Here is a 16,323-nt window from a genome sequence, read left to right on the forward strand (position 1 = left end):
TCAAACGGCGCCGATCTGGCCGGCGCAGGCGTCGACCACGCAGCCGCGCAGCCAGCGGTGGGCGGGGTCGGCATCCATGCGCGGATGCCACATCAGCGACACGGTCAGCTCGGGCATGCGCAGCGGCAGCGCAAAGCTGAACATGCCGGCACGCAGATTGCCCGTATGCCGTTCCGGCACGGTGGCGATCAGGTCGGAGCCGGCGGCCAGCGCCAGCGCCGCCGTGAAGCCGCCGACGATGCTGGCGATCGTGCGCTGCAGTCCCAGGGCGGCCAGCGCGTCGTCCATCGGACCCGTATCCTGGTCGCGCCGCGCCACCAGCACGTGCTCGCCGGCCGCATAGCGCCCGGCGCTGATCGCTCCTTGCGCCAGCGCATGGCCGCTGCGCACCACGCCGACGAAACGGTCGCCGAACAGCCTGCGCGTGCGCACTTCCGGGCTGGTGAGACTGCCGATCACGCCCGTTTCCAGGTCGATGCTGCCCTCGCGCAGTTGCACGCTTTCACGGTCGACCTTTTGCACGAAGCGCAGACGCACGCCAGGCGCCTGCGCGCCGATATGCGCGAGCAGCGCCGGGCCGAAATTTTCCACGAAGCCGTCGCTCGCACGCAGCGTGAAAGTCTGCTCCAGCTGGCGCGGATCGAGCTGCTGCGCCGGTCCCAACACGGCCAGCGCCTCGCCCACCAGCTGCCCCACCCGTTCGCGCAATTCCAGCGCGCGCGGCGTGGGCACCAGTTCACGGCCGGCGCGCACCAGCAGCGGATCGCCGGTCGTCTCGCGCAGGCGCGCCAGGGCGCGGCTCATGGCCGATGGACTCAACCTCAAGCGCCGCGCCGCGCGCGTGACGCTGCCTTCGGCCAACAGCACGTCAAGGGTGATCAACAGGTTCAGGTCGGGTAGCGACATGGGCGCTTACTCGTCCTGCTCCGGCGCACGGCCGATCTCGCCGTCGATATTGGCCAGGAACCAGGCCAGCGACGCCATCAGCGCCACGTTGCGCTTGAGGTTATCCGGGTCGACCTTGTCCAGCGTGTCGGCCGGCGTGTGGTGGTAGTGGAAGTAACTGTGGCTGTCGACCAGCGGCTCGAAGCTGGGCACGCCGCCCGTTTCCAGCCGGTGCAAGTCGCCCGTGCCCAGCGCGTCGCGGCGCGTGAACGCCTGCGCGCCCATCGGCTGCAGCGCGGCCAGCAACGGCGCAAACAGTTTTTCCGCCTTCGCTCCCACGCTGGCCTTGATGCCGAACGGGCGGCCGGCGCCGCTGTCCATCTCGATGGCCGCGTATTGCTTGCCGAGCGCCTGCTTGTGGGCCTCGAAATAGGCCTGGCCGCCACGCCCGCCATTCTCCTCGTTCATCCAGGCGATCACGCGGATGGTGCGGCGCGGGCGGTAGTCGAGCTTTTTCAGGGTTTCCACCACGCCCATGGCCGCCACCACGCCGGCGCCGTCGTCGTGCGCGCCCGTCGCTAGGTCCCAGGAATCGAGGTGGCCCGAGACCACCACCACTTCGTCGGCCTTGTCCGTGCCCGGCCAGTCGGCGATGACGTTGTAGCTGTCCGCTTCCGGCAGGTTTTGCGGCGTCAGGGTCAAATGCATTTTCATCGGGCCGCGCGCGGCCAGGCGGCCGATCAGCAAGGCGTCTTCCACGGTGACGGCGGCGGCCGGAATGCGTTTATTGTCATCGAGGCCCGTGGCGCCCGCATGCGGGATGCGGAAGTTCGCGCCGCCCACCGAGCGCACCAGCGCGGCGGCCGCGCCCAGGTCGGCCGCCGCCTTCGGACCATTGAAACGGAAGCGCGAACCCTGGCCGTAGGTGACGCCGGCCAGGCCCCGCTCGGCCATCTCCTGGTCGAACGGCGTGTCGATCAGCACGATGGCGCCCTTCACTTGCGCCGCGCGGGCCTTGAGCTCCTCGAAGCTTTTGACGATGATGAGGGGCGCCGTCAGGCCGGCGGCCGGCGTGGCGCCCGAACCGCCCAGGGCGGTCAGCACCACGCGCTGCGATACGCCTTGCGGACGGCCCGCGTAATCGACGATGTCCGCCGTTTCCACGCCGCGCACCCAGTGCGGCACTTTCACGGGCTGCAAGGTGACGGTGGCACCCAGCTGGCGCATGGTCTCGGCCACTTGCTGCACGGCGGCGGCCGCGCCGGCGGAACCGGACAGGCGCGGGCCGATCAGATCCGTCATGTCGGCCAGGCGCGCATACGCCCAGTCGCTTTGCAGCGCCGTGTCGCGCACCTGCGCCAGCGCTTGCGGCGCATTGCCTGGCGCGGCGGCAAAGGCGCCGGCGCTGACCGCGCAGCCAAGGGCGATGAATAAAGCGGAACGGCGCAGCGGCGCGCCAGTCAGGATGGTATGCATGTAATGTCAATTCCAGTCAACGAGGTCGAAGCGGGTACGCCGTGGCCAGGGGGGCAAGGCGCGGCTTTCTACGATAGCGTATTTATTCTGTCATTGCAGCAACTTTTACGGGATCGATTGCCTCTCCCCCCCGGAGTCGATTACCATCAAGATTCGTGATCGCTACCGGAAACCGCCATGCTCAAGGGAACCCTCTGCACCATCCGGCACTTGCAGGCCGCCGACCTGAATACCTATATCGCGCTCGTCAACGACCTGCCCTCGCGCGGCGAGTTTTTCTCGATGCAATTCAAGTCGCCCGAGGCCATGCGGCGCGACTTCCTGCAAACGGGATTTGTCACCGAGGACAGCGAACTGTTCCTCATCGAAGACCACTCACAGCACATCATCGGCACGATCACGCACTTCAAAAGCCGCACGCCAGCCTCGCGCGAGATCGGCTACCGCTTGTTCGACCGGCAGCGGGACGGACGCGGCTACATCAGCGAAGCGGCGCACCTGGTGGTCGATTACCTGTTCAACGCCTATTCGTACCACCGGCTGGAGCTGCTGATGGACCCGCTGAACATCGGTTCCGAGCGCATCGCGCAAAAGAACGGATTTACCGAGGAAGGCTTGCTGCGCCAGGCCTTCTTTATCAATGGCGTGATGCGCGATGTCAAAATGTACAGCCTGCTGCGTCCCGAATGGCAGGCGCGCCGCAGCTGACTTGTTACGGCCGGGGGGCGATTGTAATAAGTTGTATTAGACGTGGAACAAGCTTGCGGCAGCAGATATAGTCCACTTCATGCAGATCATTGTGATCTCGCCGGAATGGAAGGAAATGCCATGTTGAACAAGAAACTCCTGGGTGCGGTAATGGTCGCTGCAGTGGCTGTGTCTTCGGCCGCAGTCGCCGGTGACCGCGACTTCAATACCGTTGCAGGCGCCGTTGTCGGGGCGGCCATTGGCAACAGCACCGGCGGACGCAATGGCGCGATCGTCGGTGGCGTGCTGGGCGCCGCCGTCGGCAACAGCATCAGCACGAATGACCGCTACTACGACCGTGGCGGCTATCGCGGCGGCTACCGCGAAACCTATTATGCGCCTGCGCCGCAACCGGTGTACTACGCGCCGGCCCCGCAGCCCGTGTATTACGCGCCGCCACCACGCTACTACGGCCCGCCGGCCGTCGTCTACGTGCAACCGGGCCGCGGCTACTACCGCGACCATGGCCGCCGCGACTACTATGACCGCGGCCACGGTCACGGTCACGGCTGGGGCCATCGCCGCTAAGCAGCACCCTGTACCCGCACCATGAAAAACCTGCGCCAGCCTGCTGCCGCAGGTTTTTTTTGTTAGATAAGCAAGGTATCGCCCCTGCACAATTTCGGCTAAGCTGTATCCTATGATCAACATTGCTGGCCGCATGGACCGCTCAACCGATGCATTTAATCAAAGACGCGCTTGACTTCGGCCCCTGGCTCGATGCCGCCGCCGGCAGCAGCGTGGGCGCCGGCCCCCTGCCGCGGCGCGAGAACCAGGACAACTTCCTGCTGATCGATGCCAGCGGCCACGCCGTCTGCCTGTCGCGGCAGGCGCCCTTCCACTGCCAGGTGCCAGGCTGGCCGCGCGGCCATGTACGTGCAGCCGTGCTCGACGGCATGGGCGGCCATGGCCAGGGGCGCGAAGCGGCGGAAGCGGCCGTGCAAGGCTTGCTGGCCGTGCCCGCCTGCCTCGACCCGGCCAGCCTGGCAGCCAGGCTCGACCAGTTGCACACGCGCTTGCAGAACACCTTCGCCAGGACCGCGCCTGCCCAGGCGCGTCCGCCCGGCACCACCCTGACCTTGCTGGAAGTGCCGCCCGGCGAAGCGCCGCTGCTGTATCACGTGGGCGATTCGCGCCTGTATGAAATTGCCGATGGCGTGGCCAGCATCCTCACCGTCGACCACGTGCCGGCCACCGTGTACGCCATGCGCGGCGCGCTCGACGAAACGCGCTGGCGCGCCACCGTGCACGGCGAGCACCATCCGCAAATCTCGCAGGCCTTTATTTTAGGCAACGCCCTCAGCGACAGCTTGCAGCTCGACAAGCCCTTGATCGGCCTCGATGCGACCGCCTTGCCGCCCTTCCTCGCGCACCTGGGCGACCGCCGCGTGCTGCGCGTGCGCCCCGGTGCCCACTATCTGCTGGCCAGCGACGGTTTCTGGGCTTGCGAGGATCCGCTGGCGCTCACGGCCCGCTGGCCCGCCCTGTGCGCCGGCAAGAGTGCTGCCCAGGCCGTCAGCGCCCTGTTCCACGACTTCCTCTCCGATCCGCCAACAGGTTTACATAGCGACAACATTACCATGGTGGTACTGCGCTTCGATGCGGCGTTCAGCGGCCCGAGCGGCTAGCGGCCAGTCGCCCGCGGTGACGCCATACGCAATGACGAGCTGGAGCGGGCGTTGGACAGGCATGATCGTCTCTCGATTCAAGCGTTGGGGGAGCGGCCAGCATAGTGCAAAACGCCCGTGGCCCGCATCGCGGGTGTAAAAATACCCGCGAGGCGACTCCATGCAATATCAAAATAACATATCCAGAAAGACATAAAATGTGTTTTTGAGCAATAGTTTCCATGACATACATGGCGAGGTGTGGCCAGGGACATGAATTTGGGCAAAAAGAGCGCATTCCGGTGCAGTGAAAGTTGCCAAGCGGGCGCAAAAGCGCGTAAGCTCTCATGTAGAACAGAGGGCGCAATGTCCCCACTCGATTCGAGTCAGAATGTCATGAAAAAATGCAGCAACCCGGAGCACCCGCACTGTACGTTCTGGGTCTTGCCTGGGGAAACAGTCTGCGCGGGCAACCACCCGCAAGCGACGACCGCCCCCAGCAGCTACGACCTGTTGACCGCACAGCGCAGCGCCCGTTCCGAGCCATCGGCAACGGCGCTTCCGCACGCCCCTGCACATGATTCTGGCATTCGCGATGCCGTTATCCGCGATGCGGCCATTCAAACGGCAAGCCGCCGCGTGCCGGCCGCCGCCCCGGCGTTTACGCCAGCGCCCGTTGCTCCACCGACGGTGCGGCCGGCCTACCAGCCCGTGCAAGCCCACCTGCACATCAGCGGCTTCGATCCCCGTGCGGCGGGCGGACGGCAAACATTAAAAATGGAATTGCGCGGCATGAGCGCCGCCTGCGCGCCGCAGCTGACCTTGCGCCTGCGCTCGGACCTGATCCCGCGCGGCCACGTGCAGCATGATTTCGTGCGCACCACGCGCGGCGATTGGCGCCCCGTGTTTGTCGAGTTTTCCTCGCGCAACAAGGAACACGGGCAATACCAGATCGAAGTGGAAGTCCACAGCCACGTCGATGGCGCCGTGGCGCAAAAATGGGTCTGCACGTTTGTCATCCTCGTGCCGCGCCGCGACGCCACCCTGACGGAAATCCACCAGATCTTCCTCAGCACGCACAAGAACGTGCGCGTGATGGCAGACGACGCCTCGATCGCCCGCGTGACGGGCGGCGACGGCTGCAACCTCGACGTGACGGCGCGCAATGCCGGCATCGCCCACGTGGATCTGTCTGCGCCGCAAGGCAAGATCGACATGGGCTTTACCACCATCGCCTGGGACGAGGAATTGATCGAAGTCGACCTGCCCGCCGCCAGCCACTGCCATCCGCACCCGAGCCAGGCCGCCTGCCTCGTCAATGCGGCGCCGGAAGCGGGCGAACAGCGCCAGATCCGCCTGTTCGCGCTGGAAGAATGCATGCTGGGCCGCTTCGAGCTGGTGGACCCGGAAGCCGATGTGCTACTCAGCCATTTCAGCCCCGACGGCCAGGACAACAATGGCTTGACGCGCCGCCTGTCGGGCCGCCATGCCATCATCCGGCGCGGCCAGCAAGGCTTTGAAATCGAGGATGTATCGCGCTACGGCCTGCTGCTCGACGGCGTGTGGCCCGGCAAGCACAAGCCCGTCGCCCTGCGCCTGGGCATGCGCATCGAATTGTCTGCCAGCATCAAGGGCATCGTCGTGCTCAGCGTCACGGCCCTGCTCGCGCACGGCGTAATCTTGCACCGCATCGACCACGGCGCCCGCGCCGAATGTTTTTACCTGCTGCTGCCGGACACCCAGCCCACACCGGCCAGCCACCTTGCCACGCCGCAGGCCAGCAGCCTGCCCGTGCTGTTCCACCGCAACGGCGGTTTCTGGCACATCGATACGGCCAGTGGCAAGGAAACGGCGCTGGCCCCCGCCACTGCCCTGGATAAACTCAGCGGCTTCGCGCGGCACAACCGCTTCGCCAGCGAACCGTATCCGGAATGCTGGATCATCCGTACCGAAGGCGCGGCGCTGTGCGATACCAGCGTGCTAACCGCCTGATACAACACCTCTCAGGTATTCGCTAGCGCGGCACCAGTACGAGAAAAATCATCGACAGCCCAATAATGAACACCGCTTCCAGCGAAAACACGAGGGCGGGAATCTGCAATTCGCGCGGGATTTTCATGGCGACACCTCTTTAAAACACAGGACTGCTTTCAGCATAGCGCGCCCTGCGCCAATTACATTATCAGCCGCACAACACAATTAACCGGACGGCATGACTTGCCGAGTCCGCTGATCAAGCTCTCGCGACACACAATTTAACAAATTATCAGCAGATATTCTGCAAATAGCACCCCTCCACGCCCTTGCATACTGTATATTCATCCAGTTAATATCCCCTGCATTTCACACAACGCCACGCATGGCGTTTTACATTTTCTATGGCTTCCAACAAAGCGCATCATGCGACCGGTTGGGCTGCCGGCGTGATCGCCGCGGCCCTGGTCGCGCACGCTGGCGCCGGTGGCCCCTACCAAGTGCTGAGCATGCTCGCCTTTGTGATGGGTGCGCTGGGCGGCACGGCGCCGGACTGGCTGGAAGTGGCCTGGTGGGCGCGCACGCACCGGCTGTGGATCACGCACCGCACGTGGACGCACTGGGGCCTGGCCTGGATCGCCCTGCTCGTCTACACCTATCAGCAATTGCCGCACCATCTGTGGGCGCCGCCCCTGTTCGGCTTTGCCGCCGGCGGCATCATGCATTTGCTGGCCGACTGGCCCAATCCGCTGGGCGTGCCGTGGATCTTCCGCCGCCACTCGCTGCGCTGGTGGAAGAGCGGCCGCCACGACATCATCGTCATCATCGCCGCCTGGCTGGCCGCCACCATCGTGGCCGACCACGTGTTTTTCGACGGCATCCACTGGCAGCGCAGCGTGCTGGCGTTCGATAGCCTGCTGCACTGGTCCGCCGCTGCCCTGCAGCAAGCTTGGGCAAATCTGCAACAATGGCAGTTGCGCTGGCGCCTGGGCGGCGACGCCAATTGACGCCGGCCGTGTGGCAATGTGATAATGAGTATCATTCTCAAACAGCCCAGCCAGCCGGCACCCCGCGTTCCGTCAGCCCAGCTCTTTCCTTGCCTGGAGAACGCAGTGAGCACCGTCAGTCCCACCCATGCCATCCCCCTGAGCACCCTGTACAGCGAGCACCACGGCTGGCTGTATGGCTGGCTGCGCGGCAAGCTGGGCAACCGGGCCGAGGCGGCCGACCTGGCGCAGGACACATTCTTGCGCCTGCTGGGCAAGCGCGACGCTGCACCGCTGCGCGAACCGCGCGGCTACCTGGCGACGATTGCGCGCGGCCTGCTGATCGACCGCTACCGGCGCCAGGCGCTGGAGCAAGCCTACCTGGAAGCGCTGGCGCAGCAAGCCGAGCCGGTATCGATGTGCGCCGAAACACATGCCATCATCATCGAAACCCTGCTCGCCGTCGACCGCCTGCTCGACCGCCTGGGGGCACGCACGCGGACCATCTTCCTGCTGGCGCAAATCGAAGAACTGAGTTACGTGGACATCAGCCGGCGCCTCGGCGTCTCCCTGCCCACCGTCAAGAAGCATCTGGTGCGCGCCTACACGGAATGCCTGCTGCTGGCGGCCGCCTGATGTTCGGCCCATCCCCATCCATTCCCATCGCGCGCAAGGTGCTGGCCGCCGCCGCCCACTGGCATGTGGAACGCCAGTGCGGCAGCGCCGACCCGGCTGCCCTGCAGGCATGGCGCGACGCCAGCGCCGAGCATGAACGGGCCTGGGAACTGCTGCAGCGCATGGACGGCCAGCTGGGCGCGATACCGTCAGCGCTGGCGATTCCCGCACTGCAGGCGGCGCAGCAGCGCCGGCGCGCGGCCGCGAAAATACTCGCCCTGCTGGTGGCGGCCGGCGGCGGCATCGCGCTGGGCCAGGCGGGCCTGCAATCGGGCCCATGGCAAGCCCTGACGGCGTCCTTGCGCACGGCGCCGGGCCAGCGCCGCCACGTCACCCTGGCCGATGGCGGGCGCCTGGAAGTGAATACGGATAGCGCCCTGGATGTCGCTTACAGTGCCACGCACCGCCGCATCCGCCTGCATCACGGCGAAATCATGATCACGACGGCGCCCGACCGGCGCCCCTTCCTCGTCGACACGCCGCACGGCGTGATCCGCGCGCTCGGCACGCGCTTCGGCGTGCGCTGCGACGGCGATGGCAGCACGGTCAGTGTCTACGAACACGCCGTGGAAGTGCGCTGCGCGGCGCGCACGGACGCCTTGCGCCGCCTGGAAGCGGGACAGCAGCTGCGTTTCAGCGCAACCGGCGCGGATGACGTGCAGATCATGCCTGCGCACCAGGACAGCTGGCTGCGCGGCATGCTGGTGGCCGCCGACTGGCCGCTGCAACAACTGGTGCGGGAACTGGCGCGCTACCGGCGCGGGCGTCTCGTCTGCGATGCCGCAGTGGCGCGGCGCCCCGTCACGGGCACCTACCGCCTCGACGACATCGACGCCGTGCTGGAAAGCCTGTGCGCCTCGCACGGCTTGCAAGTGACGTACTTCACGCGCTACTGGGCCACGGTGTCGGCCCGCGCCACATAATTATTTTCAGTTTTTTTGCGCCAGGGGTTGGTGTTTCGCTGCGCTGCTTCGGCTTCATAGATAAGTAGCCGATTCATCCTCCATTGACCATACCCTGAACAGAAAGACCGAGCATGCAGCTGACCACCCCCGCCCTCCATCCCGCCGCGCGCGCCATCCGCCTGGCCGTCCTCGCCATGGCGTGCGCCGCCCCCGCCGCCTTTGTCGCCGCGCCTGCGCTGGCGCAAGGCCAGGCCGTCGCGTCACAAAGCTACGCCATCAGCGCCGGCCCGCTGGCCACCGCCTTGAATGACTTTGCCGTGGCCGCCGGCGTCAGCCTGTCGACCGACCCGGCGCAGACGCGCGGACTGCGCTCGCCGGGCGTGCGCGGCAGCTTCAATGTCGGCCAGGGCTTTGCCCAGGTGCTGGCCGGCAGCGGCCTGGAAGCCGTGCAACTGCCAAACGGCGCCTACGTGCTGCGCCAGGCGGCGCCAGCGTCCGCAGCGGCGGCCGGCACGGAAAAGACCATGGCGCCCGTGACGGTCAGCGCCAGCATGGAGCGCGACCCCGTCAGTGAACACAGCAACTCGTATGCGGCGCGCGCCGTCACCGTCGGCAAGGGCGTGCAAACCCTGCGCGAAATTCCGCAATCCGTCAGCGTCGTCACGCGCCAGAAAATGGACGACCAGAACCTCAACACCATCGACGCCGTGCTGGCCAACACCACCGGCATCACCATGTACGACAGCCCCATGGGCGGACGCTATGTGTATTCGCGCGGCTTCATGGTCGACACTTACCAGTTCGACGGCGTCAACCGCGCCATGTACTACCCGCAGGCGAACAGCTTTACCAGCAATACGGCCGTGCTGGACAGGGTCGAAATCGTGCGCGGCGCTACGGGCTTGCTGCAGGGCACGGGCTCGCCGGGCGCCGCCATCAACATGGTGCGCAAGCGCCCGCTGGCGGAAAAGCAGGTGCAACTGGCGCTCAGCGCGGGCCGCTGGAACGACGTGCGCGGCGAGGTCGACGTCACCGGCCCCCTGAACGAGTCGGGCAGCATCCGCGGCCGCGCCGTGGCCGCGCATGAGCAGCGCGATTATTTCTATGACGTGGCCGACAGCCGCACCGACGTGCTGTACGGCGTGCTGGAATTCGACCTGGCGCCGGGCAGCAAGCTGACGACGGGCGCCAGCTACGAAAAACTGCATTCGACGCCGTTCTTTTCCGGCATGGCCCGCTACCGCGATGGCAGCGACCCGAAACTGCCGCGCGAAACCTTCCTCGGCGCCGACTGGAACCGCTGGAACAGCCGCCAGACGGCCGTCTTCGCCGAATTCGAGCACCGCTTCGACGCCGAGTGGTCGTTGAAAGCCAGCGCCAACTACACGCGCGAGCGGCATGACGTGAAATACATGTTCAGCCAGGGCGCGCTCGATCCCGCCACCATGGCCGGCATGATGATGTATGGCGGCGTGTTCGATTACGGCAGCACCAACAAGGGACTCGACCTGTCGCTCGACGGCAAATTCAACGCTTTCGGCCGCCGCCACGGCTTCAGCGCCGGCATCAACACGAACCGCCTGGAAAGCGACAGCGATTTCAGCCTGGCCTTGCTGCAGCAGCCGAACAATCCGCTGCGACCGAATCACGGCGTGGCCGAACCGAGCGACGCCTGGTTCCGCGAAAACAGCTACCGGGGCGATCCCAGCTTGACGAAAATGACGCAGACGGGCGCCTATGGCGTGGCCCGCTTCAGCGTCAGCGATCCGCTCACCGTGGTGGCGGGCGCGCGCGTATCGAACTACAAATGGAGCAGCGTGTACCGCGACACGGGCGAGGTATACATCGACCCCTACCGCGAAAACGGCGTCGTCACGCCCTATGGCGGCGTGATCTACGCGTTCGACAAGCGCTGGTCCGGCTACGCCAGCGTGTCCGACATCTTCCAGCCGCAAAACCAGCGCACGGCCGAAGGCGCGCTGCTCGACCCGCTCAAGGGGCGCAACCTGGAAGTGGGCGTGAAAGGTGAACTGTTCGACGGCAAGGTGAACACCTCGCTGGCGCTGTTCCGCATCGAGCAGCGCAACCGCGCCGAACTCGACCTGGTCAATACCTGCTCCAGCGGCACCGAGTGCTATTTCTCGGCGGGCAAGGTGCGCAGTGCAGGCCTCGACGCGGAAATCAGCGGCGAAGTGGCGCCGGGCTGGCAGCTGTTTGCCGGCTACACCCTGAACAACTTCAAATACCTGGAGCAGACGTCGAATGCGGGCGTGATGTTCGCCAGCACCTACTCGCCGCGCCACATGCTGCGCGCGTGGAGCGACTACCGCCTGCCCGGCGCCTTGCAGAAGTGGAGCGTGGGCGGCGGCGTAAACTTCCAGACGGAGAGCTCGCGCGTGACGCAGAACGTCACGGTGGCGCAAGGCGCGTATGCCTTGTTCAGCGCGCGCGGCGCCTACCAGATCGACCGCAACTGGACGGCGTCGCTGTCCGTGACGAACTTGCTCGACAAGCGCTATTACCAGACGGTGGGCGCGCCGGCGTGGGGCAATTTCTATGGCGAGCCGCGCAAGGCACAACTGACCTTGCGCGCGCGTTTCTAGACGAAACGCTTATGCCGGAGGACGCAATGGCGCCTTCGGCAGCGGAATGAATTCCGTCTCGCCCGGCACTTGTCCCATGCGCTGGGCGGTCCAGTCGTCGGCCGCCTGCGACAATCGCTCCTTGCTCGACGAGACGAAGTTCCAGAACAGGAAGCGGTGGCCGTCCAGCGGCTCGCCGCCGATCACGACGAACTGCACCGGGCCGCCGCTCGCCGTCACCACGGGCACGGCCCCGGCTTCCAGCAAGGCCATGGTGTGCGGCACGAGCGCCACGCCATCGAGCAGCACCTCACCGCTGATCGGATAAATCGCCGCTTCTGCCGGCAAGCCTTCCAGGCGCAGCTCGCGCCCCACCTGCAGCGCCACGTCCAGGTACACCGTCTGCATATAGGTACGCACGGGCGAGGTCTGGCCAAAGGCCGTGCCGATCAAGACTTTGACGACGGCGCCATCGAGCGCCACGACGGGAATGTCGGCTTGCGGCGTATGCGTGAAACTCGGCGCATCCTCTTCGTGCGCTTTCGGCAGGGCGGCCCACAGCTGCAAGCCGTGCGTGCGGTGCGGCTGGCCCGCCAGATCCTGCGGCGTGCGTTCCGAATGCACGATGCCGCGCCCGGCCGTCATCCAGTTGATGGCGCCCGGTTCGATGCGCTGGTACGAGCCGATGCTGTCGCGGTGGTCGATCGCGCCTTCGAACAGATAGGTGACGGTGGCCAGGCCGATATGCGGATGGGGGCGCACGTCGTGGTTGGCGTCGGGCGCCACGTCGATGGGGCCGAAATGGTCAAAGAAAATGAAGGGGCCGACGGCCTGTTTGACGGCGGAAGGCAGCAAACGGCGCACGACGAAGCCGCCGCCCAGGTCCTTTTCGTGGCTTTTCAGGATGGCCGCGCTCATGCCAGCACCGTGGTGATTTCCGTGGTGACGGCCGTCATCAGCTTGTGGATCGGGCATTTACCGGCCGCGGCCAGCAATTCCTGGCGCTGCGCCTGCGTCAGCTCGCCCGTCAGGTGCAAGGTGGTGGCCAGGCGGTACACGCCCTTGCGCTCTTCGCTGGCATCGCGCTCGGTCGACACTTCGACATGCTCCAGGGGGATGCCCTTGTGCTTGGCGTACCAGACGACGGTGAGCGCCTTGCAGGCCGACAGGGCCGCGTCGTACAGGTCGTGCGGCGACGGGCCGGCATCGCCGCCGCCCTCCTCCACCGAGGCGTCGGCGGAAATGATGTGATCGCGCACGTGCACGATGTGGCGCATGGCTTGCGACTGGTCGCGGATGGCTTTGATGGTCATGGCGTTCCTGGGTGCGTTTGGAAAGCCACAATTTACACCGTTTGCCCGCTTTGCGCAGCCGGTAGCCCCGCTACCTGCTCATTTGATACGGAACAGGGCGTCGACCGTCTGCGCCATCTTGAGGCTGGTGACCATCAGCATGTCGTCGGGATTCTGGCGCTGGCGGCTGTTGGCGCGCTGGTAGCGGTCGGACGGCACCAGGCCCACCGCATTGCCCAGGTTTTTCAGCTGGTCCGACGAGATGCCGGCCACGGCGCCCGCGCGCTTGCCGAAGCCGCGCGCCATGGCATCGGCCTTGCGCTGCGCATCCTTGACGGCTTCGCCCATCAATTCCTCTTCCAGGCGGATGCGCTGCGTGGCGCCGAAGGTGACGGCAAACGCATCGAGGTTGGGCATGGCCAGCAGCGGGCGCATGACGGCGGGCCATTTCGACAGGTCCGCCACATTGATATGCACGCTGGCCTTGATCAGGTACTGCGGGTTGGCCGGGTCCTGTTCCGCGCCCTTGCGGATTTCCTTGCGCACGTCGCGCACCTCGATGCCGTCCGCCGCCTCGGGTAAGCCCTGCTCCACCAGCAGCGCCTTGACTTCCGTGATGCGCGTCTGCATGAGGAGCGTTGCCGCTTCGGGAGAGGGGTCGAAGACGCTGACGTCGAAATCGATCTCGCCCAAGTCCGGCATGACGAAGCTGTAGGCCGTGCCCGTCGCATGGATGAAGGGATAGGAAGGCAAGTCGCCGGCCAGGGCGGAGACGGGCAGGCAGGCGAACACGAGGGACAGCAGGCGGCGCTTGAACACGGACACTCCGGCATGGTTAAGATGCATGAAGTATCCGTCAAGATGACATATTTGACAATGGATTAATCGAGGCTGCGCGCCACCCTGAAGCCCACGATGTCGTTCGACAGCACGGTGGAAAAGCCATTGCGCAGGGCCGAGCGCAAATAGCGCGGATGATACAGCCAGGAGCCGCCGCGCAGGATGCGCCGGCTGCTGTCGCTGCCCTCTTCCCACGCGCTGCCATCGGCGGGCGCGCCGTCGTAATTGTCGTGCACGACGTCCTGCACCCATTCCCACACATTGCCATGCATGTCGAACAGGCCCCAGGAATTCGGCGCGAAGCTGCCCAGCGGCGTGGTGCCGCCCCGGTACACGCCGCGCGGGCCGCCGTTGTAGACATACAGGCCGTCGTAGTTGGCTTGCTCGGTGCTGATCGTGTCGCCCACGTTGAAGGCCGTGCGCGTGCCGGCGCGGCAGGCGTATTCCCACTCCGCTTCGCTGGGCAGGCGGTACCGCCGCCCGGTGCGCTCGCTGAGCCAGGCCAGGTACAGCTGCGCGTCATTCCAGCTCACGCCGACCACCGGGTGCAGGTCGGTTTGCACGAAGCCGGGATTGTCCCAGTCCGTCTCGGAACCACCCGCCCAGCCGGTCGCCTTGACGAAGGCGCGCCATTCGCCCACGCTGACGGGGTGGCGCGCCAGCGCGAACGGGCGCTCGATGCCGACCCAGTGCTGCGGCATCTCGCGTTCGAGCCAGGACTGCTGCGAACCGGCCTGGATGGCGGCCTTGTGTTCCGCCTCGTGCGCGCCCATCTGGAAGCGGCCGCTGGGAATGAGCACCAGTTCCGGCCCCTGCCCCGCGCCATCGAGAAAGTCATCGCGCAAGATGCCTTCGGCATTGGCCACCGGTGCCGCGTGCTCGGTTTCCGGCGCCGGCGCGGATGCCAGCGCAGGGACGGATGCGGTCGCGGCGCGGCTGGCCTGCTCCTTGCGCGCGCGTTCCTGCTCGGCGCGGTAGGCCGCTTCTGCCTTGGCGACGATGGCCTTGCGCTGCAATTCCTGATGCTCCTGCAAGGCCGTGGCGGCATCGGCCTCACGGCGCGCGCGCAACTGGCCGCGCAGCGCTTCCTTGCGCAGCTTGCGCGCCTCTTCCGCTTCGAAATGGCGCTGCGCCTCCTGTTCGCGGCGCAGTTTGTCCTGCCGCTGCTTTTCCAGCGCGGCGGCATGGATTTCCGCCTTGCGGCGCTGGTCCAGCTCTTCCTGGCGTATCCGGGCCCGCTTGATCTCTTCCTCGCGCGCCTGTTCGGCGGCCAGCGCCGCCGCCTTTTGTTGCTGTGCCAGGCGCGCCTGCTGCTGGCGCGCCTGTTCCGCCAGTTCTTCGGGCGACGGCCCGGCCGCGCGCTCCAGGCTTTCCAGCAAGGCTTGCACCGATTGGGGCCGCAATTCCGGCGTCAGCGAAAAACCGTTCTGCAGCACCTGCCACTGCTGCGCGTTGAGCGCTTGCGGCGCGGACGGCAAATGGCTGGCGCTGCGCGCATCGTCGAACGGCATGCGCCCTTCGAGCATCTGGTAAATCATCACGGCAACCGCATACACGTCCAGGCGCGGGCTGGGCTGGCGCTGGTTGGCGCCGGCCTCGGGCGCCCGGTAACCGTGCGTGCCCGCGTTCGGCATGTCCAGCGCCAGGCTGCTGTCCGCATTGCGCACGCGCGTCGCGATGCCGTAATCGAGCAATTTGACGTCGCCTTTCGCCGTCAGGAAGACATTGCCAGGCTTGATGTCGCGGTGCACCAGCTTGTGCTTTTCCCAAGCATACGACAGGGCCTCGGCCACCGGCTGCAGCAATTCCTGCACTCTGGAGAGCGGCAGCGCGCCCTGGCGGGCCAGGTAGTGCTCGAGGTCCTCGCCATCGAGGCATTCCATGATGATGAAATAGCTGGCCGTGGCCGGGTCCTGCGCCCACTCGTAGACGCGCACGATGTTTTCATGCGCGAGTTTTCTCGCCTGGGTCGCTTCCTCGATCAGCAGCTTGGCGTGCGTGGCGCTTTGCGTCAGCTGCGGCGGCAAGATCTTCAGCGCCACCATTTCGCTGCTGCCCAGCTCCGCGTGCGTGGCCAGGTCGGTCGCTTGCCACACCTGCCCCATGCCGCCCGTGCCGATCAGCCGTTCGAGCCGGTAGCGGCGGTTTTGCGGGCCGATTTCCTGGCCCGTCATGAAGCCCAGTTCCGTACCCTGGCGCACCGGCAGCGGCGCGGCCACCGGCGCGGCGCCGGGCGGCGCGTACTCGGCGTCGAGGATGGCGTTCTTGCGGCGTTCAAATTCCTGCTCGCTGAGCAGCCCGTCGTCATGGAGGGCGCGCAGTTCCCGCAGCTTGTCTCGTGCTTTTTGCATCAT

At 66.1% G+C, this 16,323-nt stretch carries 14 protein-coding genes; 8 read left to right on the forward strand and 6 right to left on the reverse strand.

What is annotated here, in order from left to right; all coding sequences use genetic code 11:
• Complete coding sequence (locus CLU91_RS06315) at positions 1-906, reverse strand: LysR family transcriptional regulator (RefSeq protein WP_100873479.1); 906 nt, start codon at positions 904-906, stop codon at positions 1-3.
• Between the two features lie 6 nt (positions 907-912).
• Complete coding sequence (locus tag CLU91_RS06320; protein WP_100873480.1) at positions 913-2,361, reverse strand: M20/M25/M40 family metallo-hydrolase; 1,449 nt, start codon at positions 2,359-2,361, stop codon at positions 913-915.
• Between the two features lie 177 nt (positions 2,362-2,538).
• Between CLU91_RS06320 and CLU91_RS06325 the strand changes: the two genes are divergently transcribed.
• The 8 genes from CLU91_RS06325 (at position 2,539) to CLU91_RS06360 (ending at position 11,858) form a co-directional block, all read left to right on the forward strand.
• Complete coding sequence (locus CLU91_RS06325; RefSeq protein WP_100873481.1) at positions 2,539-3,069, forward strand: GNAT family N-acetyltransferase; 531 nt, start codon at positions 2,539-2,541, stop codon at positions 3,067-3,069.
• 120 nt (positions 3,070-3,189) lie between these two features.
• Complete coding sequence (locus CLU91_RS06330; RefSeq protein WP_034751896.1) at positions 3,190-3,636, forward strand: glycine zipper 2TM domain-containing protein; 447 nt, start codon at positions 3,190-3,192, stop codon at positions 3,634-3,636.
• Between the two features lie 149 nt (positions 3,637-3,785).
• Complete coding sequence (locus tag CLU91_RS06335) at positions 3,786-4,736, forward strand: PP2C family protein-serine/threonine phosphatase (protein WP_100873482.1); 951 nt, start codon at positions 3,786-3,788, stop codon at positions 4,734-4,736.
• Positions 4,737-5,111: 375 nt separating this feature from the next.
• Positions 5,112-6,707: an FHA domain-containing protein gene (locus CLU91_RS06340; RefSeq protein ID WP_232730645.1), complete on the forward strand. Its 1,596-nt coding sequence runs from the start codon at positions 5,112-5,114 to the stop codon at positions 6,705-6,707.
• A 386-nt stretch (positions 6,708-7,093) separates the two neighbouring features.
• Positions 7,094-7,696, forward strand: a complete 603-nt coding sequence (locus CLU91_RS06345; protein WP_100873483.1) for a metal-dependent hydrolase — start codon at positions 7,094-7,096, stop codon at positions 7,694-7,696.
• A gap of 105 nt (positions 7,697-7,801) precedes the next feature.
• Entirely contained in the window at positions 7,802-8,311 is a 510-nt protein-coding gene (locus CLU91_RS06350; RefSeq protein WP_232730646.1) for a sigma-70 family RNA polymerase sigma factor, read from the forward strand.
• The gene (locus CLU91_RS06355; protein WP_198521260.1) at positions 8,311-9,273 is read left to right on the forward strand and encodes a FecR domain-containing protein; all 963 of its coding nucleotides are present in this window, start codon (positions 8,311-8,313) and stop codon (positions 9,271-9,273) included. Before CLU91_RS06350 ends, CLU91_RS06355 begins: the two co-directional genes overlap by 1 nt.
• A 113-nt stretch (positions 9,274-9,386) precedes the next feature.
• Positions 9,387-11,858 carry a TonB-dependent siderophore receptor gene (locus tag CLU91_RS06360; protein WP_100873486.1) on the forward strand — a complete coding sequence of 824 codons (2,472 nt, stop codon included), beginning with the start codon at positions 9,387-9,389 and terminating at the stop codon, positions 11,856-11,858.
• 9 nt (positions 11,859-11,867) lie between these two features.
• On the opposite strand, the gene CLU91_RS06365 is transcribed toward CLU91_RS06360, so the two are convergent.
• The 4 genes from CLU91_RS06365 to CLU91_RS06380 form a co-directional block, all read right to left on the reverse strand.
• A complete protein-coding gene (locus tag CLU91_RS06365; protein WP_100873487.1) occupies positions 11,868-12,755 on the reverse strand; it encodes a pirin family protein in 888 nt (295 codons plus the stop codon).
• Positions 12,752-13,150, reverse strand: a complete 399-nt coding sequence (locus CLU91_RS06370) for an OsmC family protein (RefSeq protein WP_100873488.1) — start codon at positions 13,148-13,150, stop codon at positions 12,752-12,754. The genes CLU91_RS06365 and CLU91_RS06370 overlap by 4 nt, the downstream gene beginning before the upstream one ends.
• Before the next feature lie 78 nt (positions 13,151-13,228).
• On the reverse strand, positions 13,229-13,975 hold the full coding sequence (locus tag CLU91_RS06375; protein WP_100873489.1) for an SIMPL domain-containing protein: 747 nt from the start codon (positions 13,973-13,975) through the stop codon (positions 13,229-13,231).
• 35 nt (positions 13,976-14,010) lie between these two features.
• Positions 14,011-16,323 (reverse strand): SUMF1/EgtB/PvdO family nonheme iron enzyme, encoded by a 2,313-nt coding sequence (locus CLU91_RS06380; protein ID WP_198521261.1) that lies wholly within the window; start codon positions 16,321-16,323, stop codon positions 14,011-14,013.

The organism is Janthinobacterium sp. 64, from assembly GCF_002813325.1.
GTDB lineage: Bacteria > Pseudomonadota > Gammaproteobacteria > Burkholderiales > Burkholderiaceae_D > Janthinobacterium.

What these genes read in the sequence shown, in the direction of transcription:
- CLU91_RS06320 (WP_100873480.1), bottom strand. Translation starts at nt 2,361, where the DNA reads ATGCATACCATCCTGACTGGCGCGCCGCTGCGCCGTTCCGCTTTATTC.
- CLU91_RS06340 (WP_232730645.1), top strand. Translation starts at nt 5,112, where the DNA reads ATGAAAAAATGCAGCAACCCGGAGCACCCGCACTGTACGTTCTGGGTC.
- CLU91_RS06375 (WP_100873489.1), bottom strand. Translation starts at nt 13,975, where the DNA reads ATGCATCTTAACCATGCCGGAGTGTCCGTGTTCAAGCGCCGCCTGCTG.
- CLU91_RS06360 (WP_100873486.1), top strand. Translation starts at nt 9,387, where the DNA reads ATGCAGCTGACCACCCCCGCCCTCCATCCCGCCGCGCGCGCCATCCGC.
- CLU91_RS06335 (WP_100873482.1), top strand. Translation starts at nt 3,786, where the DNA reads ATGCATTTAATCAAAGACGCGCTTGACTTCGGCCCCTGGCTCGATGCC.
- CLU91_RS06345 (WP_100873483.1), top strand. Translation starts at nt 7,094, where the DNA reads ATGGCTTCCAACAAAGCGCATCATGCGACCGGTTGGGCTGCCGGCGTG.
- CLU91_RS06365 (WP_100873487.1), bottom strand. Translation starts at nt 12,755, where the DNA reads ATGAGCGCGGCCATCCTGAAAAGCCACGAAAAGGACCTGGGCGGCGGC.
- CLU91_RS06380 (WP_198521261.1), bottom strand. Translation starts at nt 16,323, where the DNA reads ATGATGCAAAAAGCACGAGACAAGCTGCGGGAACTGCGCGCCCTCCAT.
- CLU91_RS06330 (WP_034751896.1), top strand. Translation starts at nt 3,190, where the DNA reads ATGTTGAACAAGAAACTCCTGGGTGCGGTAATGGTCGCTGCAGTGGCT.
- CLU91_RS06355 (WP_198521260.1), top strand. Translation starts at nt 8,311, where the DNA reads ATGTTCGGCCCATCCCCATCCATTCCCATCGCGCGCAAGGTGCTGGCC.
- CLU91_RS06315 (WP_100873479.1), bottom strand. Translation starts at nt 906, where the DNA reads ATGTCGCTACCCGACCTGAACCTGTTGATCACCCTTGACGTGCTGTTG.
- CLU91_RS06370 (WP_100873488.1), bottom strand. Translation starts at nt 13,150, where the DNA reads ATGACCATCAAAGCCATCCGCGACCAGTCGCAAGCCATGCGCCACATC.
- CLU91_RS06325 (WP_100873481.1), top strand. Translation starts at nt 2,539, where the DNA reads ATGCTCAAGGGAACCCTCTGCACCATCCGGCACTTGCAGGCCGCCGAC.